This window comes from Pseudomonas sp. (genome assembly GCF_035554175.1).
Taxonomy (GTDB): Bacteria; Pseudomonadota; Gammaproteobacteria; order Pseudomonadales; family Pseudomonadaceae; genus Aquipseudomonas.
Window position 1 is genome coordinate 1 of record NZ_DATMIV010000022.1, and the last position, 23,539, is coordinate 23,539.

Annotated in this window: 20 protein-coding genes; 19 read left to right on the forward strand and 1 reads right to left on the reverse strand. The window is 60.4% G+C overall.

Going from position 1 to position 23,539, the window contains the following annotated elements; translation table 11 throughout:
• Positions 1–1,409, reverse strand: a 1,409-nt coding sequence (locus VNV36_RS11400; RefSeq protein ID WP_325717847.1) for a retention module-containing protein, incomplete at its 3' end; no start/stop codon positions are given.
• Positions 1,410–1,768: 359 nt separating this feature from the next.
• On the opposite strand from VNV36_RS11400, the gene VNV36_RS11405 reads away from it, so the two are divergent.
• From VNV36_RS11405 to VNV36_RS11495, 19 genes are all read left to right on the forward strand, one after another.
• Positions 1,769–3,121, forward strand: coding sequence for a TolC family outer membrane protein (locus tag VNV36_RS11405; protein ID WP_325717848.1), 1,353 nt, complete (start codon positions 1,769–1,771; stop codon positions 3,119–3,121).
• A gap of 34 nt (positions 3,122–3,155) precedes the next feature.
• Positions 3,156–5,312 carry a type I secretion system permease/ATPase gene (locus tag VNV36_RS11410; RefSeq protein WP_325717849.1) on the forward strand — a complete coding sequence of 719 codons (2,157 nt, stop codon included), beginning with the start codon at positions 3,156–3,158 and terminating at the stop codon, positions 5,310–5,312.
• Entirely contained in the window at positions 5,302–6,669 is a 1,368-nt protein-coding gene (locus VNV36_RS11415; RefSeq protein ID WP_024011116.1) for an HlyD family type I secretion periplasmic adaptor subunit, read from the forward strand. Before VNV36_RS11410 ends, VNV36_RS11415 begins: the two co-directional genes overlap by 11 nt.
• Positions 6,670–7,038: 369 nt before the next feature.
• On the forward strand, positions 7,039–7,935 hold the full coding sequence (locus VNV36_RS11420; RefSeq protein WP_325717850.1) for a TauD/TfdA dioxygenase family protein: 897 nt from the start codon (positions 7,039–7,041) through the stop codon (positions 7,933–7,935).
• A gap of 17 nt (positions 7,936–7,952) precedes the next feature.
• Positions 7,953–8,813 (forward strand): ABC transporter ATP-binding protein, encoded by an 861-nt coding sequence (locus tag VNV36_RS11425; RefSeq protein WP_325717851.1) that lies wholly within the window; start codon positions 7,953–7,955, stop codon positions 8,811–8,813.
• 20 nt (positions 8,814–8,833) lie between these two features.
• Entirely contained in the window at positions 8,834–9,700 is an 867-nt protein-coding gene (locus tag VNV36_RS11430) for an ABC transporter permease (RefSeq protein WP_325717852.1), read from the forward strand.
• A gap of 131 nt (positions 9,701–9,831) precedes the next feature.
• A complete protein-coding gene (locus tag VNV36_RS11435; protein WP_325717853.1) occupies positions 9,832–10,749 on the forward strand; it encodes a LysR family transcriptional regulator in 918 nt (305 codons plus the stop codon).
• Between the two features lie 224 nt (positions 10,750–10,973).
• A complete protein-coding gene (locus tag VNV36_RS11440) occupies positions 10,974–12,512 on the forward strand; it encodes an MFS transporter (protein WP_325717854.1) in 1,539 nt (512 codons plus the stop codon).
• 26 nt (positions 12,513–12,538) lie between these two features.
• Positions 12,539–13,606, forward strand: coding sequence for an HlyD family secretion protein (locus VNV36_RS11445; RefSeq protein ID WP_325717855.1), 1,068 nt, complete (start codon positions 12,539–12,541; stop codon positions 13,604–13,606).
• Positions 13,603–15,171 carry an efflux transporter outer membrane subunit gene (locus tag VNV36_RS11450; protein WP_325717856.1) on the forward strand — a complete coding sequence of 523 codons (1,569 nt, stop codon included), beginning with the start codon at positions 13,603–13,605 and terminating at the stop codon, positions 15,169–15,171. Before VNV36_RS11445 ends, VNV36_RS11450 begins: the two co-directional genes overlap by 4 nt.
• Before the next feature lie 77 nt (positions 15,172–15,248).
• Positions 15,249–15,494 (forward strand): DUF2789 domain-containing protein, encoded by a 246-nt coding sequence (locus VNV36_RS11455; RefSeq protein ID WP_325717857.1) that lies wholly within the window; start codon positions 15,249–15,251, stop codon positions 15,492–15,494.
• Between the two features lie 88 nt (positions 15,495–15,582).
• Complete coding sequence (locus tag VNV36_RS11460; protein ID WP_253497765.1) at positions 15,583–15,828, forward strand: type II toxin-antitoxin system prevent-host-death family antitoxin; 246 nt, start codon at positions 15,583–15,585, stop codon at positions 15,826–15,828.
• A gap of 178 nt (positions 15,829–16,006) precedes the next feature.
• Complete coding sequence (locus VNV36_RS11465) at positions 16,007–17,476, forward strand: Fic family protein (RefSeq protein ID WP_325717858.1); 1,470 nt, start codon at positions 16,007–16,009, stop codon at positions 17,474–17,476.
• Between the two features lie 189 nt (positions 17,477–17,665).
• A complete protein-coding gene (locus VNV36_RS11470) occupies positions 17,666–18,094 on the forward strand; it encodes a MarR family winged helix-turn-helix transcriptional regulator (RefSeq protein WP_325718007.1) in 429 nt (142 codons plus the stop codon).
• Positions 18,091–20,154, forward strand: coding sequence for an FUSC family protein (locus tag VNV36_RS11475; protein ID WP_325717859.1), 2,064 nt, complete (start codon positions 18,091–18,093; stop codon positions 20,152–20,154). The genes VNV36_RS11470 and VNV36_RS11475 overlap by 4 nt, the downstream gene beginning before the upstream one ends.
• Positions 20,151–20,360 carry a DUF1656 domain-containing protein gene (locus tag VNV36_RS11480; RefSeq protein WP_016772264.1) on the forward strand — a complete coding sequence of 70 codons (210 nt, stop codon included), beginning with the start codon at positions 20,151–20,153 and terminating at the stop codon, positions 20,358–20,360. Before VNV36_RS11475 ends, VNV36_RS11480 begins: the two co-directional genes overlap by 4 nt.
• Entirely contained in the window at positions 20,357–21,244 is an 888-nt protein-coding gene (locus VNV36_RS11485) for an efflux RND transporter periplasmic adaptor subunit (protein WP_325717860.1), read from the forward strand. The genes VNV36_RS11480 and VNV36_RS11485 overlap by 4 nt, the downstream gene beginning before the upstream one ends.
• Positions 21,241–22,683, forward strand: a complete 1,443-nt coding sequence (locus VNV36_RS11490) for an efflux transporter outer membrane subunit (RefSeq protein WP_325717861.1) — start codon at positions 21,241–21,243, stop codon at positions 22,681–22,683. Before VNV36_RS11485 ends, VNV36_RS11490 begins: the two co-directional genes overlap by 4 nt.
• Before the next feature lie 93 nt (positions 22,684–22,776).
• On the forward strand, positions 22,777–23,412 hold the full coding sequence (locus tag VNV36_RS11495) for an NADH:ubiquinone oxidoreductase subunit N (protein WP_325717862.1): 636 nt from the start codon (positions 22,777–22,779) through the stop codon (positions 23,410–23,412).
• Positions 23,413–23,539: the final 127 nt, after the last annotated feature.

The following is a 23,539-nucleotide window of genomic DNA, read 5'->3' on the forward strand; positions in this document are numbered from 1 at the left end:
TCGGTGATCGTGGTCACCGCTGGCGTCGGATTCGGCACCAGGTTTTCGAAATTGCCACCGGTGGCCCCAGTGATCGTCGTCGTAACGGTGCTGCCATTGTTATAGACGTCATTGGCCGCAGTCGGCACGTTGACCGTGCCGACGGTTTCGCCAGCCGCAATGGTGATGGTCGAGCCGTTCGACAGGGTGACGGTTACCGGGGTTTGCGCCGGGTTGGTCAGCGTCGCGGTGTAGGTGATCTGCCCGCCTTCAACGATGTTGTTGGTGGCGGTCAGAGTCAGGCCGGTGTTGTCGACCGAGTCGGTGATCGTAGTGACCGCTGGCGTCGGATTCGGCACCAGGTTTTCGAAATTGCCACCGGTGGCCCCAGTGATCGTCGTCGTAACGGTGCTGCCATTGTTATAGACGTCATTGGCCGCAGTCGGCACGTTGACCGTGCCGCTAGTCTGGCCAGCGCCAATGGTAATGGTCGAGCCATTCGACAGCGTGACGGTTACCGGCGTCTGCGCCGGATTGGTCAACGTCGCGGTATAAGTGATCTGCCCGCCTTCGGTCACGTTCGAGCCAGCCGTCAACGTGACGGTGGTGGTGTCGACGGTGTCGGTGACTTGCGTGGTGGCCGGGGCGGTCGGCGGGGTCACTGTGATGCCGTTGCCGCCGGTGGTGCCGGTGACGGTCACGTCGATCTGCGTCGGGTCGTTATATACAGTGTCGTTTGGCGCCAGCGGCACGTTGACGGTGCCAGTAGTGGAACCGGCCGGGATGACGATCACCGCACCGTTGGACAAGGTGATGGTCAGGTCGCTCAGCGGTGCCTGGGTCAGGGTCGCGGTGTATACCAGCACGCCACCGGCTTCGGTGATGGTCGGTGTGGCGCTGAGGCTCAGGGTCGAGTCACGCAGCGCGTTGGTAGTGGTATCGGTGGTCAGGCCACCCGTGGTGTCCTGGGTAATTTGCCCGGCGGAATTGATGCCTGCCGTGGGAAAGCCAATGGTCGGATCGACGCGGCCAGCGGTGGCATCGAGCATTACGAAGCTGTGACCGCCACCGGCAGCACCGCCGGTACCTGCGGCGGTCGGGCCGGCAGCGGTTGACTCAAGGGCGGTGGTCGGGTCGACACCGGCGGCGATGGCTTGCTGCAGTTCTTCAACCGACGGCGCAGCCTGTGCAGTGGCTTCGGCCAGATCGGTGCTGGAGTCAGGAGTGCTGGCGCTCCACTGGGTGTCGCGGCCCAGATCGAGCATGCGGCCATCGGCCAATTCCAGCGACACCGCGCCGGACAGACCGGTATCGATCTGATCACCCACATACAGGCGATCGCCTTCAACGAGTACGCGACGCACGCCCTCTGGGGACACCACGAAAACCTGACCGACAATGCTTTTGACGATGGCAACAACACTGCTCATTGAAGACTCTCCGGGTGTCGCATTCAGTTGACTTCCATGGACCTGACGGGCGTCGGCGCCACTTCAGTCTGGACGTATATCTATAAAATGGATAACTTGTTGACGCTGCATTTCGTCAATAATCTGGCTTGATATTTTCGCGATTAACTTTATGCCAAACTATTGACCTTATGGGTGCCATCCTAAACAATCGCCCCACTAATGTCACATTGATATTTCCGCGGCGACCTGTCCTTCAGCGTGTCATCCAGTTCCTTTTTTGAACTTTCCGACATACGGTCTTTCGGGTTGCCATCATCCGACGCAGCGCCACGTTTCTGCTGTGATTCAAGACAAGAAGTTCCGGGAAAATTCCAACCATGCGTTCGCTTTTGCTCCTTGCCGCCCCCTTCGCTCTCGCCGCCTCTTTTGTACAAGCACAATCCTTACCAGAAGCCATGCAACAAGCGATGGATGTCCATCCGGAGATCCAGGCGGGGGTCAACAGTCGATTGGCCGCGGATTATCAATTAAAGGCTGCGAAAGGGGGATACCTGCCCAAGGTCGATCTGCTGGGCGGATATGGACGCGAAGGCACCGACAGCGTGACGACCCGCGCGAACGGCGGCGGCAATCACTGGGAGACACTGAACCGCAGTGAGTCAAGTTTACGTCTCTCGCAAATGGTTTTTGACGGTTTTGCGACGTCCAACGAAGTTGCGCGTCAACAAGCCAACGTCAGTTCCCGAGCTTATTCTTTGCTTGGCACCTCCGAACGCACCGCGCTGACCGTTGCTCAGGTCTATCTCGATGTACTGACCCGTCGCGAATTCGTACGTCTGGCCGAGGAAAACCTCAAGAGCCACCAGCGCATTTACGATCAGATCCAGTTGCGCACCCAGCGCGGCGTCGGCAGCGGTGCCGACCTCGATCAGGCCGAAGCGCGCATGGCCCAGGCCCGCAACAATCTGATCACCGAGCAGACCAACCTCGCCGACGCCGAAACCAACTTCCTCAGTGCCGTCGGCCAGATGCCCGATCAACTCGAACCCCCGGCGCCGTTCATGGCGATGATGCCGGCCAACCTCAACGAAGCCCGCGCGCAGATGCTGGAAAACAGCCCGATCCTGCGCTCGGCCGAGTCGGATATCGCCGCTGCCGAAAAACAGTACTCCACCGCCAAATCAACGTTCTACCCGCGCTTCGACGCCGAACTGGGTCGTACCGCCGACAACGATCTTGACGGCCAGAACGGCCACAACAACGAATGGCAGGCCATGCTGCGCATGCGCTTCAACCTCTATTCCGGTGGCAGCAACAAGGCCGACCTGGAATCCAAGTCGTACCTGGCCAACCAAGCGCTGGACATCCGCAACAACGCCCTGCGTCAGTTGAACGAAGAGCTTGGCCTGGCCTGGAACGCCCTGAACAACGCCAACGCTCAGGTGCCTATCGCCCAGCAATACGTTGATCACAGCACCTCGGTGCGCACCGCCTACCAGCGTCAATTCAGTCTTGGCGAGCGGACGCTGCTGGACTTGCTCGACAGCGAAAACGAACTGTTCACCGCCTCGCGGCGTCTGGCGGAAATCAAGAACATTCAGTTATTTACTCAATACCGAATCAAGGCGACCATGGGCCAATTGCTCAAAAGCCAGGGAGTGGTCGCACCGTTGGCATCCGTTGTGCAGAACGACGTGAAGCCCAAGGTCCAGCTGCCTGGGATGAATTGAGATTATCCCTTTCAACTGTTGAAGAGTGCCGAGCGTGGAATCAGAAGTCAGTCGAGTTCAACTCAGCCATGATCCACGCGCGTTGCATGACGACCCGTTGCTCGATGGCCTGCTCGCTTTGTGCATGCTGCACCAGAAGCCTGCCAGCGCGGCGATGCTGACCACCGGTCTGCCGCTGCCCAAACAACGCTTGAGTGTCGAGTTGCTGCCACGTGCAGCGGCCCGCGCCGGGCTGCAAGGTCGGGTGCTGCAGCGCAAGCTCGAAGAAATTCCGGCGATCGCCATGCCCGCGCTGTTGCTGCTCAAGGATGGCCGCAGTGCCGTCCTGCTTGGCTGGCAGGGCGATAACGATGCGCGATTGCTGCTCAGCGAAAGCGACGGTGGCGAATCGGTAGTCAGCCGGGAACTGCTGACCGACGATTACACCGGCAAAGTGTTCTTCGCCCAGCCGCAGCACAAATTCGACGTCAACCACGGCACACTGATCCCGCGTGCGCGTTCATGGTTTCGCGACACCCTCAAGCGTTCGCGCTGGCTCTACGCCGATGCGATCGCCGCCAGTTTTCTGATCAACATCATCGCCATGGCCGCGCCGCTGTTCGTGATGAACGTCTACGACCGCGTGGTGCCGAACCAGGCCGAAGCGACTCTATGGGTGCTGGCGCTGGGCATCACGGGCGCCTACATCTTCGACCTGATTCTCAAGAGTCTGCGCAGCTTGTGCCTGGACCTGGCCGGGAAGAAAACCGACCTGATCATCTCCGCCACGCTGTTCGAGCGCATCGTCGGCATGGCGATGAAATACCGCCCGGCGCGGGTCGGCAGCTTTGCCCAGAACATCCATGAGTTTCAGAGCCTGCGCGACTTCCTCGCCTCGCTGACCCTGACCAGTCTGATCGACCTGCCGTTCACCATCCTGATTTTCATCGTTATCGCCATCCTCGGCGGGCATCTGGTATGGATTCCGGTACTGGCGTTCCCGATTGCCCTGCTGATCGGCTACGCCTTGCAGAAGCCGCTGATCGCGACCATGGAACGCACCATGGCGCTGGGCGCCGAGCGCCAGTCGAGCCTGATCGAAACCCTTGCCGGGCTCGACGCGGTCAAGGTCAACAACGCCGAAAGCGAGCGCCAGTATCAGTGGGAGCAGACCATCGGCACCCTCAGCCGCCTCGAGCTGCGGGTGAAAATGCTCTCTGGCCTGGCGATGAACATCACCTTGCTGATCCAGCAACTGGCCGGGGTGATCATGATCGTCTTCGGCGTGTACCAGATCATTGCCGGCAACCTGAGCATGGGCGGGCTGATCGCCTGCTACATGCTCAGTGGCCGCGCGCTGAGTCCGCTTGCTTCGCTGTCCGGCCTGCTGACGCGTTACCAACAGGCGCGAGTCACCATGACCTCGGTCGACCAGATGATGGAGCTGCCGCAGGAGCGCAATTTCGAAGAGCGCCCGCTGAGCCGCAAGGTTCTGCAGGGCGCCATCGAATGCCGCCAGCTCAGTTTCACCTATCCGGATCAGCAGAACCCGGCACTGAAGAACATCAACCTGGTGATTCGTCCCGGGGAAAAGATCGGCATCATCGGTCGCAGCGGCTCGGGCAAGAGTTCCCTGGCAAAACTGCTGGTCGGCCTGTATCAACCGGACGACGGCGCATTGCTGGTCGACGGCGTGGATATTCGCCAGATCGACGTCAGCGAACTGCGCTACAACATCGGCTACGTGCCACAGGATATTCAACTATTGTCCGGCACCCTGCGTGACAACCTGGTGTCTGGCGCGCGTTATGTCGAAGACGAGCTTGTCCTGCAAGCCGCCGAACTGGCTGGCGTCCACGAATTCGCCCGTCTGCACCCGCAAGGCTATGAACTGCAAGTCGGCGAGCGCGGGCAGAACCTCTCCGGCGGTCAACGGCAGAACGTCGCGCTGGCCCGGGCGCTGTTGCTCAATCCGCCGATTCTGCTGATGGATGAGCCGACCAGTGCGATGGACAACACCGGCGAAGAACGCCTCAAGCAACGCCTCGCGGCGGTGATTGAAAACAAGACCGTGGTGCTGGTCACGCACCGGGCATCGCTGTTGTCGCTGGTCGATCGCCTGCTGGTGATTGATCGCGGGCAGATTCTCGCCGACGGCCCGAAAGCCGCCGTGATGGAAGCGTTGAAGAAGGGGCAGATCAGTGTTGCTTAAGTCCGGTGTCAAGGAGTCGATCCGTCGCTACTTCAAGGGCTCTGCCTCGCTGCAGGGCCAGCCGCTGCCGGAGGTCAACAAGGCGCTGATCGAAGACGCCCCGCGCGTCGTGCGCCTGACTATCTGGGCGATCATCGGCTTCTTCGTGTTCCTCATGCTCTGGGCCAACTTCGCGGTGATCGATGAGGTGACCAAGGGCGACGGCAAGGCGATTCCGTCGTCGAAGATCCAGAAAATCCAGAACCTGGAGGGCGGTATCGTCTCCGAGCTGTTCGTCAAGGAAGGCCAGATCGTCGAGGCCGGCGCGCCGCTGATTCGTCTCGACGACACACGATTTGCCTCAAACGTCGGCGAAACCGAGGCCGATCGCCTGTCGATGTTGTTGAGGGTCGAGCGTCTGAGCGCGGAAGTCGATGACCGGCCGCTGAATTTCCCTGAGGACGTACTCAAAGCGGTGCCGGGTCAGGCGAAAAGCGAAGAGTCGCTGTACATCAGCCGCCGTCAGCAACTGCACGACGAGATCGGCGGCTTGCAGGAGCAGTTGATCCAGCGTCAGCAAGAGCTGCGTGAGTTCAGCTCCAAGCAGGCGCAATATCGTCAGCAACTCGGCTTGCAGCGTCAGGAAATCAACATGTCCGAGCCACTGGTGGCGCAGGGCGCGGTCTCGCCGGTGGAAGTGTTGCGGCTCAAGCGTGCCGAAGTGGAAACCCGTGGTCAGCTCGACGCTACAACGCTGGCGATCCCGCGTGCCGAGTCGGCGATCAAGGAAGTGCAGCGCAAGATCGACGAGACCCGTGGCAAATTCCGTAGCGAAGCGCTGACCCAGCTCAACGAAGCACGCACCGATCTGAACAAGGCCCAGGCCACCGGCAAGGCGCTGGAAGACCGCGTCAGCCGTACGCTGGTCACTTCGCCAGTGCGCGGTATCGTCAATAAATTACTGGTCAACACCATCGGCGGGGTGATCCAGCCGGGCAGCGACATGGTCGAAATCGTGCCGCTGGACGACACGCTGCTGGTCGAAGCCAAGATTCGCCCGCAGGACATTGCCTTTCTGCACCCGGGGCAGGAGGCGATCGTCAAATTCACCGCCTATGACTACACCATTTACGGCGGGCTCAAGGCGCAGTTGGAGCAGATTGGCGCCGACACCATCACCGACGAAGACAAGAAAACCACCTACTACGTGATCAAGGTACGCACCGAGCGCAGCCATTTGGGCACGGATGAAAAGCCACTACTGATCATCCCGGGGATGGTCGCGTCGGTGGATATCATTACCGGCAAGAAGTCGGTGTTGAGCTATTTGCTCAAGCCAATCATCCGAGCGCGGGCTGAGGCGTTGCACGAGCGCTAGATCTTCAGCGCTGCTGATGGCCCCTTCGCGAGCAAGCTCGCTCCCACAGTTTTTTGCGCCGAACACACAACAGTGTTCCAACCCAAAATTCTGTGGGAGCGAGCTTGCTCGCGAAGGCGTCAGTGAAATCGCCACTTCCGGCCAATTTGTGACACAAAACGTCACTCGCCGCGCAAATCCATCCCTCACCATTCGCCATATCGTTATTCATTAACGGTATTTAATTTCAGATTCTTATAGCTATAAAGTCACCCTCCTGCGTACCTGCCGACCAATCGGCGCGCCGCACGACCTGAACCGACACGCAATTGGCGTGAGTGTCTGATCGACGTGCGCGCCCGTGAGCGCGCCGTGCGTGGGAGATGATTGATGTCCGCTGCTACTGCCACCGAAAGCGCCGCAACTGCCGCGCCACAAGTTTTCGAAATCCGCCCGTTCAGCGGTGCCGTTGGCGCCGAGATCATTGGCCTCGACCTCAGTCGGCCGGTCAATGATCAGGACTTTGCGCGCATTCACCGCGCGCACCTGGATCACCATGTCGTGGTCTTTCGCGACCAGCAGATCACCCCGCAACAGCAAATCGACTTCAGCCGCCTCTTCGGCGTGTTGCAGATCCACGTGCTCAAGCAGTTTCTGTTGGCCAATCACCCGGAAATCCTCATCGTTTCCAACATCATCGAGAACGGCCAGAACATTGGTCTCGGTGACGCCGGCAAGTTCTGGCATTCGGATCTTTCCTATAAAGAACTGCCGAGTCTCGGCTCGATGCTGCACGCCCAAGAGTTGCCCTCCGAGGGCGGCGACACGCTGTTTGCCGACATGCACAAAGCCTGGGACGACCTGCCCGCTGCGTTGCGCAATGCGGTTGAAGGACGCTTCGCTGCGCACTCCTACACGGCGCGCTACAGCGAGACAAAATTCGAAGGCAACTGGCGCCCGACCCTGACCCCGGAGCAACTGGCCCAGGTCGCCGAAGTGGTGCATCCGGTGGTGCGTACCCATCCGGAAAACGGCCGCAAGGCACTGTTCGTCAGCGAAGGCTTTACCACGCGCATCATCGGCCTGCCGGAGGACGAGAGCCGTCAGTTGCTCGCCGAACTGTTTGCCCACAGCGTGTTGCCGCAAAACATCTACCGCCATCAGTGGGAGCCCCACGATCTGGTGTTCTGGGATAACCGCTCGCTGATCCACCTCGCCGCTGGCTGCCCAGCGCACCTGCGCCGCAAGTTGTATCGCACGACCATCCAGGGCGACGCGCCTTTCTGATTTGCCGGAGATCGACCATGAACGCCCCTTTGCCAGGCCACGCGGCCAGCAACCCGATCGCCGCTGCCCAAGCGCTGCTTGCGGTCGATCACGTCAGCCTTGAGTACCGCACGCCGCAGCGTGTGGTGCGCGCCACCCATCAAGTCAGTTTCGCCGTCGACCCGGCCGATCGTTTTGTCCTGCTTGGCCCGTCCGGTTGCGGTAAATCGACCCTGCTCAAAGCCGTCGCAGGGTTCATCCAGCCTTGCGAAGGCGAGATCCGTCTGCAAGGTCAACGGGTCGAGGCGCCGGGGCCAGACCGGATCGTGGTGTTCCAGGAATTCGATCAATTGCCGCCGTGGAAAACCGTGAAGCAGAACGTGATGTTCCCGTTGCTCGCCTCGCGCACCTTGAACAAGAAAGACGCTGAAGAACGTGCGCTGCACTACCTGGAAAAGGTCGGCCTGGCGGCATTCGCCGATGCCTACCCACACACCCTGTCCGGCGGCATGAAAGCGCGGGTAGCGATCGCCCGGGCCTTGGCAATGCAGCCAAAAATCCTGTTGATGGATGAACCCTTCGCCGCACTCGATGCACTGACCCGCCGCAAGATGCAGGAGGAATTGCTGCTGCTATGGGAAGAGGTGCGTTTCACCCTGTTGTTCGTCACCCATTCGATTGAAGAAGCACTGGTGGTGGGCAATCGCATCCTCTTGCTGTCGCCGCATCCGGGCCGGGTGCGCGCCGAAGTGCACAGCCATCAATACGATCTGCACAGTCTCGGTGGCGTGGCGTTTCAGGAATCGGCGCGGCGTATTCATCGTCTGCTGTTCGATGAAGGTCAGGCGCTGGAGACCGAGCGTGAACATGACTTCAACGATATTCGCATCGCCTATTGAGCGGCCAGGAGGATGACCCGATGAGCCATTCATCATCTGTGCGTGAAGAATTCGAAACCGTGCTTGAGCCACTGACCGAAGTACCGGTCGAGCGTGAATTGCCGCTCGGCACGCGGCTGTGGCAACAGAGCTGGCTGCGCAAAAGCCTGATCCTGATCGTCCTGGCGATCGTCTGGGAAGTGGTCGCGCGGATTCAGAACAACGACCTGATGCTGCCGGGTTTTTTGCAGACGACGCAGGCCCTGTTCGACGGCCTGCTCAGCGGCGAGCTGTTGGCCAAGGTGTGGATCTCGCTGGTCGTGCTGATCAAGGGTTACCTGATCGGTATCGTCCTGGCCTTTGCTCTGACCACGTTGGCTGTCTCGACCCAGCTGGGCCGCGATCTGTTGAGCACGATGACTTCGATGTTCAACCCGTTGCCGGCGATTGCCCTTCTGCCACTGGCGCTGCTGTGGTTCGGGCTGGGGCAGAACAGTCTGATTTTCGTGTTGGTGCATTCGGTGTTATGGGCGCTGGCACTGAACACCTATGCCGGATTTCTCGGCGTGTCCGAGACGCTGCGCATGGCCGGGCGCAACTATGGTCTGAAGGGGTTGCGTCTGGTGTTGTTCATCCTGATCCCGGCGGCGCTGCCTTCGATTCTCGCCGGTTTGAAGATTGGCTGGGCGTTTGCCTGGCGCACGTTGATCGCGGCCGAACTGGTGTTTGGCGCGACCAGTGGCAAGGGCGGGTTGGGCTGGTACATCTTTCAGAATCGCAATGAGCTGTACACCGACAAGGTGTTTGCCGGGTTGGCAGTGGTGATTCTGATTGGCTTGCTGGTGGAGAATCTGGTGTTTGACACCCTCGAGCGTGTGACCGTCAAGCGTTGGGGTATGCAGCGCTGACCTGAAAAGATCGCAGCCTTCGGCAGCTCCTACATGCAAATGCAATCCCTGTAGGAGCTGCCGAAGGCTGCGATCTTTTGATCTGCTAGCATTGCGCGCAGATCAATCCAGATCAGCCAAGAGTGCTCAGCATGCAACTCCCGGACATGAACCTTCTGGTCGCCCTTGATGCCTTGCTCGACGAGGGCAGTGTGGTCGGCGCTGCACGGCGCATGAACCTCAGCCCGGCAGCCATGAGCCGCACGCTGACGCGGATCCGCGAAGCCATCGGCGATCCCGTTCTGGTACGCGCCGGACGCGGTCTGGTGCCGACGCCCAAAGCCCTCGAACTGCGTGAACAGGTTCGTGACGTAGTCGAACAGGCGGCGCTGCTGTTCCGCTCTGCTGACACTGTGGAGTTGGGCACCTTGCGGCGGCGCTTCAGCATTCGCGCCAATGACTTCTTCGTCGGCGTCTACGGCGGCAAGTTGTTCGATACGCTCGACCAGCTCGCCCCGCACTGCGAGCTGCGCTTTGTCCCGGAAGGCGACGGCGACGACGAGGCGTTACGCGAAGGACGCATCGACTTGAGCGTCAGCAATACCCGTCCCGTTACGCCGGAAGTGAAAGTGCAGAACCTGTTCTCCACGCACTTCGTTGGGCTGGTGCGTGAGAATCACCCGTTGCTCGACGGTGAAATCACTGCCGAGCGTTATGCCGGGTTTTCACATATCAGCATGTCGCGCCGAGGTATCGCCAGAGGGCCGATCGATACGGCGTTGAATGCCTTGGGCCTGGAACGCCGGGTGGCGGTAATTGCACCCAGTTTCCATGCGGCGATGTTTGCCTTGCCGGATTCCGACCTGATCCTGCCGGTGCCCAAGGAAGCGCTGCTCAGCGTGCGGCGACTGGGCCTGAAGCTGCGGTCCTTCGACCTGCCGGTCCCGCTGCCCATGCTGATGCTGACCCAGGCCTGGCACCCGCGGTTCGACAAGGATCCGGCCCACCGCTGGCTGCGCGAAACCCTCAAGGCCTGCTGCGATGAAACGTGGCTGGCGGCGCAGCCATAAATCATCAGACACCAAAGATTTCCTGTGGGAGCGAGCCTGCTCGCGAAAGCGGTGTATCAGTCGCCACTGCGGTGACTGACCCGGCGTCTTCGCGAGCAGGCTCGCTCCCACATGGATATTAATCGTTGTGTCTTATGCACTTATAACCTGCCAATAAGTCAATTTTCGTCATCCCCAAGCCCCACTAAAATGCTCCGGTATTTCACCCCCGGAGTTTTTCATTCATGACTTCCCTGACGGTCACGGCGCCCCTTGCCGCGACCAGCCCGGCCACGGCGGCGACGCCACCGGTGTTCGGGGCGCGGATCATCATTGGTCTGTTTGGCGTGCTATTGGCCGTGCTGGTCTCTGGCCTCAACGAGATGGTTACCAAAGTCGCGCTGGCCGATATTCGCGGCGCGCTGCACATCGGTTATGACGAAGGCACCTGGCTCGTCGCCAGTTACACCGCCACCTCGGTCGCGGCCATGGCGTTCGCACCGTGGTGCTCGGTGACCTTCTCGTTGCGCCGCTTTACCCTCTGCGCAATCGGCCTGTTTACCGTGCTTGGCGTGCTGTGCCCGTTCGCCCCGAATTACGAAAGTCTGTTGTTGATGCGCATCCTCCAGGGCTTGGCAGGCGGCGCGCTTCCGCCGATGCTGATGACCGTCGCACTGCGTTTCCTGCCGGCGAACATCAAGCTGTACGGACTGGCCGGCTACGCCTTGACCGCGACGTTCGGCCCGGGCCTTGGCACGCCGCTGGCCGGTCTGTGGACTGAATACGTCGGCTGGCAATGGACCTTCTGGCAGATCATCGTGCCGTGCCTGATCGCTATGGCCGCCGTGGCCTACGGCTTGCCGCAGGATCCGCTGCGGCTGGAGCGCCTCAAATCGTTCAACTGGAAAGGTTTGCTGCTGGGCTTTCCGGCGATCTGCATGCTGGTGATCGGTCTGTTGCAGGGCAATCGGCTGGACTGGTTCGAGTCGAGCCTGATCTGCGCCTTGCTCGGCGCCGGTTCGCTGCTGCTGGTGGCGTTCCTGATCAATGAATGGTCGCAGCCGATTCCGTTTTTCAAGTTACAGATGCTCGGCATCCGCAACCTGATGTTCGCACTGATCACTTTGGCAGGTGTGCTGATCGTACTGCTGGCGGTGGTGCTGATTCCGTCTAGTTACTTGGCCCAGGTGCAGGGTTATCGCCCGGCGCAGACCGCGCCGATCATGCTCATCGCCGCGATGCCGCAACTGGTTGCATTGCCATTGGTGGCAGCGCTGTGCAATTTGCGCTGGGTCGATTGTCGCTGGGTGCTCGGCATTGGTCTGGGCATGCTCGCGCTGTCCTGCCTGGGCGGTTCGCATCTGACCTCGGCGTGGATCCGCGACGATTTCTACGTTCTGCAATGGCTGCAGATTTTCGGCCAGCCGATGGCGGTGTTGCCGTTGTTGATGCTCTCCACCGGCAGCATTACGCCGATGGAGGGGCCATTCGCTTCGGCGTGGTTTAACACCGTGAAAGGCCTGTCGGCGGTGGTGGCGACCGGTGTGATCGAAGCACTGACCACCTCGCGCCTGCATTTCCATTCGACCATGTTGGTCGACAGCCTCGGCAACTCGCCGTTGGCCGACCGCAGCGATCCGGGCCTTGCTCACCGTCTGCACGAGCAGGCGGTAGTGCTGACTTCGTCCGATCTTTACGTGTGCATGGCCGGCGTTGCCGTGGCGTTGATTCTGCTGATTTTCTGGCTCCCGACGCGGATTTATCCACCGCGCGCGCCGACCTGATAGCTGCATTGAAACTGAAGGTTTTTATGACTCAATCCAAGCAAAAACTCGCGGTAGCTGTGGCTGCCGCATTGGCAGTGGGCGTGCTGGTGTATCTGGCGATGCCCGGGCTGTTCGGCAAACGCACCGAGCAAACCACCAATGACGCTTACGTCTCGGCCGATTACACGCTGGTGGTACCGCGCGTGGCCGGGTTCATCAAACAGGTGCTGGTCGAAGACAACCAGCAGGTCAAGGCCGGGCAGTTGCTGGCGCTGATCGATGACCGCGATTTGCGCGCCGCGGCGGAAGCGGCGGATGCGCAAACCCTGGTCGCGCGAGCGCAGTTGCAGAACGCCAACGCGACTCTGGAACGGCAGGCTTCGCTGATTGCTCAGGCGCAGGCTGCAGTGGTCTCGGCCAAAGCGCAAATGGCCTTCGCGCAGCAGGAACTGAACCGCTACAACCACCTCGCCGGGGTTGGCGCAGGTACTGTGCAGAACGCGCAACAGGCGCGCACGCGGATCGATCAAGCCTCGGCGAGCCTCGATACTGCAACCGCAAAACTGGCGGCCGAACGCAAGCAGGTCGAGATTCTCACTGCCCAGCGCAACGCCGCCGAAGGCAACCTGAAACACGCGCAGGCGGCGCTGGAAATCGCCAGTTTCAACCTCTCCTACACCCGCATCACAGCGCCGCAAGACGGCATGATCGGCGAGCGCGCGGTGCGAGTCGGCGCCTACGTCACGCCAGGGAGCAAACTGTTGGCGGTGGTGCCGTTGCATCAGGCCTATGTGGTCGCCAACTTTCAGGAAACCCAATTGACCGACGTGCAGCCGGGGCAGGATGTACAAGTGCGGGTGGATAGTCTCGGTGGTGAGGCCCTGACTGGCCGCGTCGAGAGCATTGCGCCGGCAACGGGCGTGACGTTCGCGGCAGTGAAGCCGGATAACGCGACGGGCAATTTCACTAAAGTGGTGCAGCGGATTCCGGTGAAGATTGTGCTGGAGCCGGGCCAGCCACTGGCCGAGCGGTTGCGGGTGGGGATGTCGGTCGAGGCGAGTATTGATACCGCCAGCTCAATGGCGTCCGGGCGCGAGGTGACGCAGCGATGATCGGTGTTGAATCGGCTGTCGCCTTCGCGAGCAGGCTCGCTCTCACAAGGGCACCGCATTCCAAATGGTGGGAGCGAGCCTGCTCGCGAAGCCGACAGTGGCATCAACTCACCCTGAGTGCCTTGCTTGCAGTAACTCTCAGCGCCTGCACTGTCGGCCCGGACTTCCAAAAGCCCCAAGCTACACAAATTGCCGACTGGGCCAAACCCAGCCAGTCCGCCGCTAGCAAAGCCGTCAGCGAACCGCTGAACGAACGCTGGTGGGAAATCTTCCACGATCCGCAGCTTTCCGCGCTCACCCAGCGTGCGCTCAACAGCAACCTCGACCTCAAGCTGGCCAGCAGCCGTCTGCAACAAAGCCGCGCCGCGCGCCAGATAATCACCGCCGAACGTTATCCGAACAGTACCGCCACCGGCAGCTACGGGCGCAAACGCAACAGCGGCAAAGGCCTGAACGATCCGTCGGGGAATAACGGTGATTCGGCCTTCAACCTGTGGGATGCCGGTTTCTCGGCTTCCTGGGAGCTGGATTTCTGGGGCCGCGTGCGCCGTGAAACCGAAGCCGCGGATGCCAATCTCGAAGTGGCGGAAAATGATCGTCGTGGTGTGCTGCTGACAGTGCTCGCCGACACCGCGCAAAACTACATCCAGCTGCGCGGCGTGCAGAACACCCGCGCCGTCACCCAGCAGAATCTCGACGTCGCCCGGCACAGTCTGAAGCTCTCGCAGCTGCGGCTGGCCGATGGCGTGGCGACCGATCTGGACGTCGCCGAAGCCGCCGCGCAAGTCGCCGCCATCGATGCACGTCTGCCGGCACTCGAGCAGCGCCAGGCGCAACTGATCAACGCGATCAGTCTGTTGCTGGGCGAACCGCCGCAGGCCCTCGCGCAAACGTTATCCACAGAAGCGGCAGTGCCGCAGTCACCGTCGCAAGCCGCCATCGGCCTGCCATCGCAATTGGCCGAACGCCGGCCGGATATCCGCCAAGCCGAAGCGCGTCTGCACGCCGCCACCGCCAACATCGGCGTGGCCAAAGGCGATTTCTACCCACGCATCACCCTGTCCGGCAACCTCGGTTCGCAGGCGATGCAACTCAGCGATTTTGGCTCCTGGGGCTCGCGCGCCTTTGGCATTGGCCCGCAGTTCAGCTTGCCGTTGTTCGACGGCGGTCGCTTGCGCGGCATGCTGCAACTGCGCGAAGCCCAGCAACAAGAAGCTGCCATCGCCTACCAGCAAACCGTGCTGCGCGCTTGGCATGAAATCGACGACCAACTGACCGCCTACAACGCCAGCCAGCGCCGTCGCGACAGCCTCGCCGAAGCCGTGCGCCAGAACCAGATCGCCCTGCGCACCGCGCAACAGCAGTACGTCGAAGGCGTGGTCGATTTCGTCAACGTCCTCACCGTGCAGAGCGCGCTCCTGGCGACACAAGAGCAGTGGGTGGAAAGCTCAACCGGCGTTTCCCTGGGGATGGTCGGCTTGTACAAGGCGTTGGGCGGTGGATGGCAATCGGTCTATCCGGCAGCGCAACTGGCTGCAGGCTCGCCGGACGTCGCCAGGCCCTGAACCCACAGCGACAGCTATGATCAACTCCACTGCAGCAAACGGCGTGACGCCTGACCTGAATTACAGAGGAGTGCATCATGGAAAATCCGCAGCACAGCCTACCGGCCCTGTTCAAACAACTCGGCCTCGCTGACGACCCGATCAGCATCGATCAGTTCATCGCCAGCCATTCACCGCTGAAACCGCAGTTGCATCTGGCCGACGCGTTTTTCTGGACGGAAAGTCAGGCGCAGTTTCTGCGCGAGGAGATTCTGGATGATGCGGATTGGGCGGAGGTGGTGGATCAGTTGAATGCGATGTTGCGGAAGGGGCGGGTGGGATGATCAGGCTGAACCTTTGCGACTCTGTCACGGCAGCAATTGATAAGCTTCGATATCGACCGAAATTTCGATCGCATTCGAGGTCCTTACCGTGCAAAGAGTTTTCGCCGATATGGCTGTCAGTATTTCCGAACTGAAGAAAAATCCTTCTGCCGTTCTTAAAGGCGCAAACGCCGGTGCTGTGGCAATACTCAATCACAACCGGGTCATGGGCTATATGGTGTCGGCCGACGTTTACGAAGCGTTGGTCGAGCGGCTTGATGATCTTGAGCTTATGCAGATTGCGCGTTCTCGAGATCACGAAACACCCATGCCGGTAAATCTGCATGACTTATAAGCTTGAGTTTCTGTCGTCTGGAAACAAACTGCGTCATTGGTCGCCCGAGCAATACCCGAAAGAGACTTGCCGTGTAAAAAAAATTGTAGGAAAAGGCCGAAATGTAAAAAAAACATGCCTACTGTAAAAAAAACTGGGCTTTAATCGTCGCAGTAGATTTTTTCTGTGGAAGATGACGATGCCAACTGTTGGATATGCCAACCTGCGGGACGCTTTAAAGCTCAAGGCGTTTGCTCCCAAGCGCGTTGCGATGATCAAACCGGTCACCCGAATTACCTTGATCGGTGATTGTCTTGCTGTTCCAGCCGCCGTCGCGCCTGCACAGGGATCAACGCTCGGGCACATTCTGTTTGCGCTAAAACATGAAGGAATAAACCTGTGCATTCTTGCCCAGGCCGTGGAATCTGTTGAAGCGAGCGATCTGTTAAGTGAGCTTGGCAGATCCCCGAATGGGGTATACATCCGTAAAGCCTGTTTTCTATGGGAAACCTTCACTGGCAAACAGTTGGATTACTCCGTTCCGGTTCGAGGTAGCGTCGTCGCCTTGTTCGACCCCAAACGCTACGTGACCGGACCAGCTGTTCGGAATAGTCGCTGGCGAGTCGATTTCAATGGTTTGGGGTCATTGCATTACTGCGCCACCGTTGAGCGAACGGTGAAGCTACAGGAGCTGATCGATCTGGACATCATTAGACGAGCCCAGGTTTTCATGGCAACGTTGCCGCCGGAGATGATGGATCGGGCAATCAATTGGGCCTACCTGCATGAGACTCGCGATTCCTTCGCTATAGAAAAAGAAGAGCCCAGCGAAGAAAAGTCGCGGCGCTTTGTTCGACTTCTGCGTCAAGCTCACGAGCGTACAGAGCTGAGCGAGGACTATCTGGTCGAGTTGCAAAACAGCACGGTCTCGAATCCCTTCGATAAAGCAGTGCTCTTCCGTCATCAACAGAATCATTTGCACAATGGCTTGAGAGGCGCCGCCGGAGTCAGTTACGTGCCGCCAGCTCCGCAATTGTGTCGTGAGTTGATGGAGGATTTGATGGCTTTCGCCAATCACTCGGCGAAGCAGGTGGATCCGCTCATAGCAGCTGCGGTTGTTGCGTTTGGATTTGTTTTTCTTCACCCGTTCATGGATGGCAACGGTCGGCTCTCACGCTTTCTGATTCACCAGACTCTTTGCCAGTCCGGTGCTCTGCAAAACGGTTTGTTGTTACCCGTCTCCGTGGCGATGAAGCATGAGGAATCCAGCTATCTGGAAGCGCTGAAGGAGTTCTCCAAACCAGCTAGAGAGTTCTGGAATGTCACTTGGCTGGACTCCGATGAGATGACGTTCGATTTCATCGGTCACGACGCTATCTACCGATTCTGGGATGCTACTCAATGCGCAGAATTTACTTTGCAGATGGCCTTGCGGGCACTGGAAGTGGAGTTACGCGAGGAGACCGCGTTTCTTGAAAAATACGATTTCGTCATCAAAGCGGTGAATGACCGTTTCGATGTTCGGGGAAGCGATCTTTCGAAATTGGTAATGATGTGCCTGGACAACGCTGACAAGGTTTCAAAGCATCGCCGCAAGCAATTTCAGTACAGCGTGCCGGAGGAGGTGTTCGACTACATCGAGGAAATGTCATCAGGCTATGGCGGCTGACGATTCTGCTTTGACCAAGCGCTTGGGCCATGCCGGATGTTGTGGCAGGCGCTTGATCAGGGTATTCGCCGCGAGTATTTCAAAGATTTGTTTCAAAACTTGACTGAAAATCCTCTCCAATGCGATATTGATAGTTAGCAAACTAACAGTGTCCGTTATCCCGTGTCCGATTCCCTCGACAGTCTCCAGATGAACATCAGCAGCGCCATGGTGGTGGCCGCCCGGCATTGGCGGAAGATCTGCCAGACCACGCTGGTCAACTATGGAATTTCCGAAGCCTGCGCCGTGCCGTTGCTGATGATCGGCCGCTTGGGCGAGGGCGTGCGTCAGGTGCAGGTGGCGCAGGCGGCCGGGATGGAGAGCCCATCGCTGGTGCGTCTGCTCGATCAGCTGTGTCAGGCCGGATACGTACGTCGTACCGAAGATGCCCAGGATCGCCGCGCCAAGTGCCTGAGCCTGACCGACACCGGCCGCGAGCTGGTGCAGGCGGTGGAGGTCGAGCTGGTGCGCTTGCGTCATGAGGTGCTGGAAGGCATCGAGCGCAGTGATCTGGAAGCCACGCTTCGGGTACTCAGGGCTTTTGAGGCGGCGAGTTCGCCTGTGGTGGTCAATTCTTGAACGGTTTTTTCACTGGCATTCCGCCGGCCCGTGACTGGTTTTACGGGATTCGTACCTTTGCAGCGTCGATGATTGCGCTGTATATCGCCTTGCTCATGCAAATGCCGCGTCCGTATTGGGCGATGGCCACGGTGTACATCGTCTCCAGCCCGTTTCTCGGCCCGACCAGTTCCAAGGCTCTATACCGGGCAGCGGGCACGTTTCTCGGGGCGGCGGCGGCAGTGCTGTTCGTGCCGATGTTCGTGCAAAGCCCGTATGTGCTGGTGGTCGTCATCGCGTTGTGGACGGGCATCTTGTTGTTCATGTCCTTGCATCTGCGCACGGCTAACAGCTATGCACTGATGCTGGCCGGTTACACCTTGCCGTTGATTGCCCTGCCGGTGGTGGATAATCCGCTGGCGGTGTGGGACGTGGCCGAGGCGCGCACCGAAGAGATTTTCCTTGGCATCGCCGTGGCTGCGGTGGTCGGCGCGATGTTCTGGCCGCGGCGCCTGGCGCCGGTGTTCAATGATGCGGTGAGCAAGTGGTTCGCCGACGCGACGAGCTACAGCCTCAAGTTTCTCAATCGCGATGTGCAGCCGGAAGAAGTCACCGCGCTGCGCATGGCCATGGTCGCCAACTTCAACAGCCTCGAATTGATGATCGGCCAGTTGCCCCACGAAGGCGCGCGGCCGCAGACGGTGCGCAACACCAAGGAATTGCGCGGACGGATGATTCATCTGCTGCCGGTGATCGATGCGCTTGAGGATTCGCTATACGCCCTGGAACGGCGCACCCCTGAACTGGTGGAAAAATTCCAGCCGTTGCTCACAGCCACCCGTGAATGGCTGAGCCATGCGGATGCTGATCTCGCGCGCTGGCAAGCACTGCGCGATCAGCTCGACGCGCTGCAGCCGAGCGCCGAAGCGCTGGAGGAGCGCAAACAACTGCTGTTCTCCAACGCGATCTACCGCCTCGGTGAATTCATCGATCTGTGGCAGGACTGCCGCAGCCTGCAGGATGCGATTCTCTGCGAGCGTCAGGACAGCTGGCGCGCAGTCTACCGGCATTGGCGCCTCGGGCGTTTGACGCCGTTCATCGATCGCGGGCTGATGCTGTACTCGGTGGCCTCGACCATTCTGGCGATCATCGTCGCTTCGGTGCTGTGGATTCTGCTCGGCTGGCCGGATGGCGGCAGCGCGGTGATTCTGGCGGCGGTGGCGTGCAGCTTCTTCGCCTCGATGGACGACCCGGCGCCGCAGATTTACCGGTTCTTTTTCTGGACCGGCATGTCGGTGTTGCTCGCCAGCCTTTATCTGTTTCTGATTCTGCCCAACCTGCACGATTTCCCCATGCTTGTGCTGGCGTTTGCCGTGCCGTTCATTTGCATCGGCACGCTGACCGTGCAGCCGCGTTTTTACCTTGGCATGCTGCTGACGCTGGTCAACACCTCGTCGTTCATCAGCATTCAGGGCGCATACGATGCGGACTTTTTCGCTTTCGTCAATTCCAACCTCGCCGGACCGTTGGGGCTGTTGTTCGCCTTTATCTGGACGCTGGTGGCGCGGCCATTCGGTGCCGAGCTGGCGGCCAAGCGCCTGACCCGATTCAGCTGGAAAGACATTGTCAGCATGACCGAACCGGCCAGCCTCGCCGAGCACCGGCAACTGGGCGTGCAACTGCTTGATCGGCTGATGCAGCACCTGCCGCGTCTGGCCCTTACCGCTCAGGACACGGGCATCGCGCTGCGCGAAGTGCGTGTCGGTCTGAACATGCTCGATCTGCTCGCCTACACGCCGCGCGTGACCGGTGTGGCGAATGCCTTGTTGCAGCAAGTGGTGGCCGAGGTCGGCGAGTATTTCCGTGCCTGCCTCAAGTCCGGCGAACGCTTGCCGGCGCCGAGCGGTCTGCTGATGACGCTGGACCGTACCCGCCGTGCGCTGAATGGCCAGGGCGACGATGAAACCCGTCTACACCTGTTGCACGCCTTGAGCGGTTTGCGTCTGGCCTTGCTGCCGGGCGTTGAATTCGTCTCCAGCGCCGAGCCCGAAGCACCGCTGCCCGATGGAGCGCCCCTATGATCGGTGATCTGGATATCAGCGGCATCTTCCTGCCGACCCTGCTGGTGCTGATGGGCATCACCTATGTGCTGTTTTTGCTGGTGCATGGCGTGCTGCAGCGCCTGCACTTTTACCGTCTGGTCTGGCACCGGGCATTGTTCAACGTGGCGCTCTACGCCGTGCTGCTGTACGGCGTGGACTCACTCAGTCGATACCTGATGACATGAAAAAACCGTTTCTGACTATCGGTCGCGTGGTCCTGACCCTGCTGATCGTGACTTTTGCCGTTGTACTCGTCTGGCGCATGGTGATGTATTACATGTTCGCGCCGTGGACCCGCGACGGCCACATTCGTGCCGACATCATCCAGATCGCCCCGGACGTATCCGGGCTGATCCAGCAGGTTGAAGTGAAGGACAACCAGTTGATCAAGCGTGGTCAGGTGTTGTTCAGCATCGATCAGGACCGCTTCAAACTGGCCCTGCGCCAGGCCAGGGCCGCCGTCGCCGATCGCGAAGAAACCCTCGCCCAGGCGCAGCGTGAAGCCAAACGTAACCGTGGCCTCGGCAATCTGGTGCCGGCCGAGCAACTGGAAGAAAGCCAGTCGCGGGTGGCCCGTGCGCAATCGGCGCTGGCCGAGGCGTTGGTGGCGGTCGACAGTGCGCAGCTCAACCTCGATCGCTCGGTGATCCGCAGCCCGGTCGACGGATACGTCAACGACCGCGCGCCGCGTCCGCAAGAGTTCGTCACCGCCGGGCGTCCGGTGTTGTCGGTAGTCGACAGCAATTCGTTCCACATCGATGGCTATTTCGAAGAAACCAAACTCGACGGCATTCACGTCGGGCAGTCGGTGGATATCCGCGTGATCGGTGACCGTGCCCGGTTGCGTGGGCATGTCGAAAGCATCGTCGCCGGCATCGAAGACCGCGACCGCACCAGCGGCAGTAACCTGCTGCCCAACGTCAACCCAGCGTTCAGCTGGGTGCGCCTGGCGCAGCGGATTCCGGTGCGCATCGCTTTCGATGATGTACCGGCCGACTTCCGCATGATCGCCGGGCGCACCGCCACCGTGTCGATCATCGACGATCAACCCCAGGAGCCGCAGCCATGAGCAGGACCTGGTTGATCGCCGGGTTGGGCGTGATGCTCTCGGCCTGTCAGATGGTCGGCCCGGATTATCAGGTGCCCGCCGACGCAGCGGTGCAGCGCAAGGATATTCAGGGCGAGCTGGCAGTCGCTGGCAAACCGGTGGTCTCGGCGCCGGTGCCGGCAGACTGGTGGCGACTGTATAAAGACCCGCGCCTCGATCAACTGGTGCAGCAGGCCATGGCGTCCAACACCGACCTGCGAGTGGCGGCAGCCAATCTGTCGCGGGCGCGCGCTCAGGTGGATGAAGCCGAGGCCGCTGGCGGTTGGAGCGGCGGGGTGAAAATGGGCGCCCAACGTCTGCAGGAGTCCGGTCAAGCGTTCCTGCTGCCGGAGAAAGTGCCGGTGGATAACGTCGGCGACATCGGCATCAGCGCCTCGTATCAGTTTGACCTGTGGGGCACCCTGCAACGCGGCATCGAAGCGGCGAAGGCCAATGCCGACGCGACCCAGGCCGCCGCCGACACTGCGCGCATCACCCTGGTGGCAGACGTGGTTCGTGCCTACACCCAGGTCTGCGCCGCCAACGAAGAGCGGGAAATCGCCGAGCATTCCCTCGATTTGCAGTCGCAGAGCACCACACTGATTCAGCGTCTGCGTGACGCCGGGCGTGGCGATGAAACCCAGGTCACCCGTTCGCAAACCCAATTCAAATCCCTGCGTGCCGATCTGCCGCGCTATGAAGCGGCGCGTCAGGCGGGATTGTTCCGCCTGTCGATGCTGCTGGCCAAACCGCTCGAACAATTGCCGGCGGGCACGGCCAGTTGCGCCGAGTTGCCGAAAATCGCGCAACGGGTGCCGGTCGGTGACGGCGCCGCACTGCTCAAGCGCCGCCCGGATATTCGTCAGGCCGAACGCCGTCTCGCAGCGGCAACTGCCGGCATCGGTATCGCCACCGGCGAGCTATACCCGGACATCAGCATCGGTGCAACCATCGGCACTGTCGGTCTCATTGACGACCTGGGTGATCCGTCGACCAACCGCTGGGGCTTCGGCCCGTCGCTGAGCTGGAAAGTGCCGACCAACGGCGCCCGCGCGCGCATTCGTGAAGCCGAAGCCAACACCCAGGGCGCCCTGGCGCATTTCGACGGCGTGGTGCTCAACGCCATCCGCGAGTCCCAGACCGGTCTGGCCCAGTACAGCGCGTTGCTGCAGCGCCGCGATGCGCTGGCCGAAGCCGAGCAGTCGGCGAAGCTGGCCGCCGAGCAGACCCACCGCTTCTTCCAGGCCGGACGCGAGTCGTTCCTTGCCGACTTGCAAGCGACCCGTACCTACACCGATGTCACCGCGCAACTGGCCGCTGCCAACACCCAGGTCGCGATGAGCCAGATCGATTTGTTCCTCGCCCTGGGCGGTGGCTGGGAAAGCGGACGAACGAACACCTCGGGCGCCAGCAAACCCTGAGGCCGTTGCTATGCTTTGAAGTGTTGGAGGGGCGCCCCATGCCAAGCGCTCCTGCAATGCACATTGCTCGTGCTGGCCCAGGGGAAACCAATAATGAAAAACCCTTACGCTCTCGGCTTCTGGTGCGCTCTGGTCGCACTGGTGCTGCTCTCGGCCACGTATTTCTACGGGATCATGCTGGCCCACCAGATCGACACGGCAATGGTTTTCCTCGACAGCGCCGTTGCCCTCATCGCGGTGATGGCGATCGTCGTCGTCGCGTGGACTTCGATCCAGGTGCAGCGGGTCAAGAAGCGCCAGCTCGAGCGGGGTAAAATGCTCGTGCTGATCTGGGACACCAAGGTCGCCCTGCGCCGGGTCGAAACCGTGTTCGACCGTTATTTCTGGGGCAGCTACTGGCAGCCCGGACGCACCTTCGCCGAAGTCATGGGCGAACTCACCGGCACGCCGCTGGAAAAAAGCCTCGAAGCCCTGAAGAAGCAATGCCTGGAGCTCGACAAGCAGATCGCCGACGAAGGCTGGCACTGGCTCAACAATGCCCGGGAATTGTCCGACGTCGCCACAGCCATGGCTCGCGAACGCTATCAGCTGGATTTCTGCGATGTGCGGGCGGAGGCGCCGGGCGGGGCGGTGATCGATCGGGATTTTGAAGTGCTGGTGTACACCTGGACGGCACGGCTGAAGAGTTTTGATCATCAGCTGGATGAGATCGAGGTTCAATATTCCTGAAATCAAAAGATCGCAGCCTTCGGCAGCTCCTACAGGACAATCGCATTCCAAATGTAGGAGCTGCCGAAGGCTGCGATCTTTTTGCTCTCCCAAGTGTCCATAGACACTCTTTAACCTTTAAACATTG

Excerpts from the sequence above, each read along its gene's own strand:
- VNV36_RS11495 (WP_325717862.1), top strand. The coding sequence starts at position 22,777 with ATGAAAAACCCTTACGCTCTCGGCTTCTGGTGCGCTCTGGTCGCACTG.
- VNV36_RS11450 (WP_325717856.1), top strand. The coding sequence starts at position 13,603 with ATGATCGGTGTTGAATCGGCTGTCGCCTTCGCGAGCAGGCTCGCTCTC.
- VNV36_RS11420 (WP_325717850.1), top strand. The coding sequence starts at position 7,039 with ATGTCCGCTGCTACTGCCACCGAAAGCGCCGCAACTGCCGCGCCACAA.
- VNV36_RS11455 (WP_325717857.1), top strand. The coding sequence starts at position 15,249 with ATGGAAAATCCGCAGCACAGCCTACCGGCCCTGTTCAAACAACTCGGC.
- VNV36_RS11480 (WP_016772264.1), top strand. The coding sequence starts at position 20,151 with ATGATCGGTGATCTGGATATCAGCGGCATCTTCCTGCCGACCCTGCTG.
- VNV36_RS11435 (WP_325717853.1), top strand. The coding sequence starts at position 9,832 with ATGCAACTCCCGGACATGAACCTTCTGGTCGCCCTTGATGCCTTGCTC.
- VNV36_RS11485 (WP_325717860.1), top strand. The coding sequence starts at position 20,357 with ATGAAAAAACCGTTTCTGACTATCGGTCGCGTGGTCCTGACCCTGCTG.
- VNV36_RS11430 (WP_325717852.1), top strand. The coding sequence starts at position 8,834 with ATGAGCCATTCATCATCTGTGCGTGAAGAATTCGAAACCGTGCTTGAG.
- VNV36_RS11440 (WP_325717854.1), top strand. The coding sequence starts at position 10,974 with ATGACTTCCCTGACGGTCACGGCGCCCCTTGCCGCGACCAGCCCGGCC.
- VNV36_RS11405 (WP_325717848.1), top strand. The coding sequence starts at position 1,769 with ATGCGTTCGCTTTTGCTCCTTGCCGCCCCCTTCGCTCTCGCCGCCTCT.
- VNV36_RS11470 (WP_325718007.1), top strand. The coding sequence starts at position 17,666 with ATGAACATCAGCAGCGCCATGGTGGTGGCCGCCCGGCATTGGCGGAAG.
- VNV36_RS11445 (WP_325717855.1), top strand. The coding sequence starts at position 12,539 with ATGACTCAATCCAAGCAAAAACTCGCGGTAGCTGTGGCTGCCGCATTG.
- VNV36_RS11490 (WP_325717861.1), top strand. The coding sequence starts at position 21,241 with ATGAGCAGGACCTGGTTGATCGCCGGGTTGGGCGTGATGCTCTCGGCC.
- VNV36_RS11425 (WP_325717851.1), top strand. The coding sequence starts at position 7,953 with ATGAACGCCCCTTTGCCAGGCCACGCGGCCAGCAACCCGATCGCCGCT.
- VNV36_RS11465 (WP_325717858.1), top strand. The coding sequence starts at position 16,007 with ATGCCAACTGTTGGATATGCCAACCTGCGGGACGCTTTAAAGCTCAAG.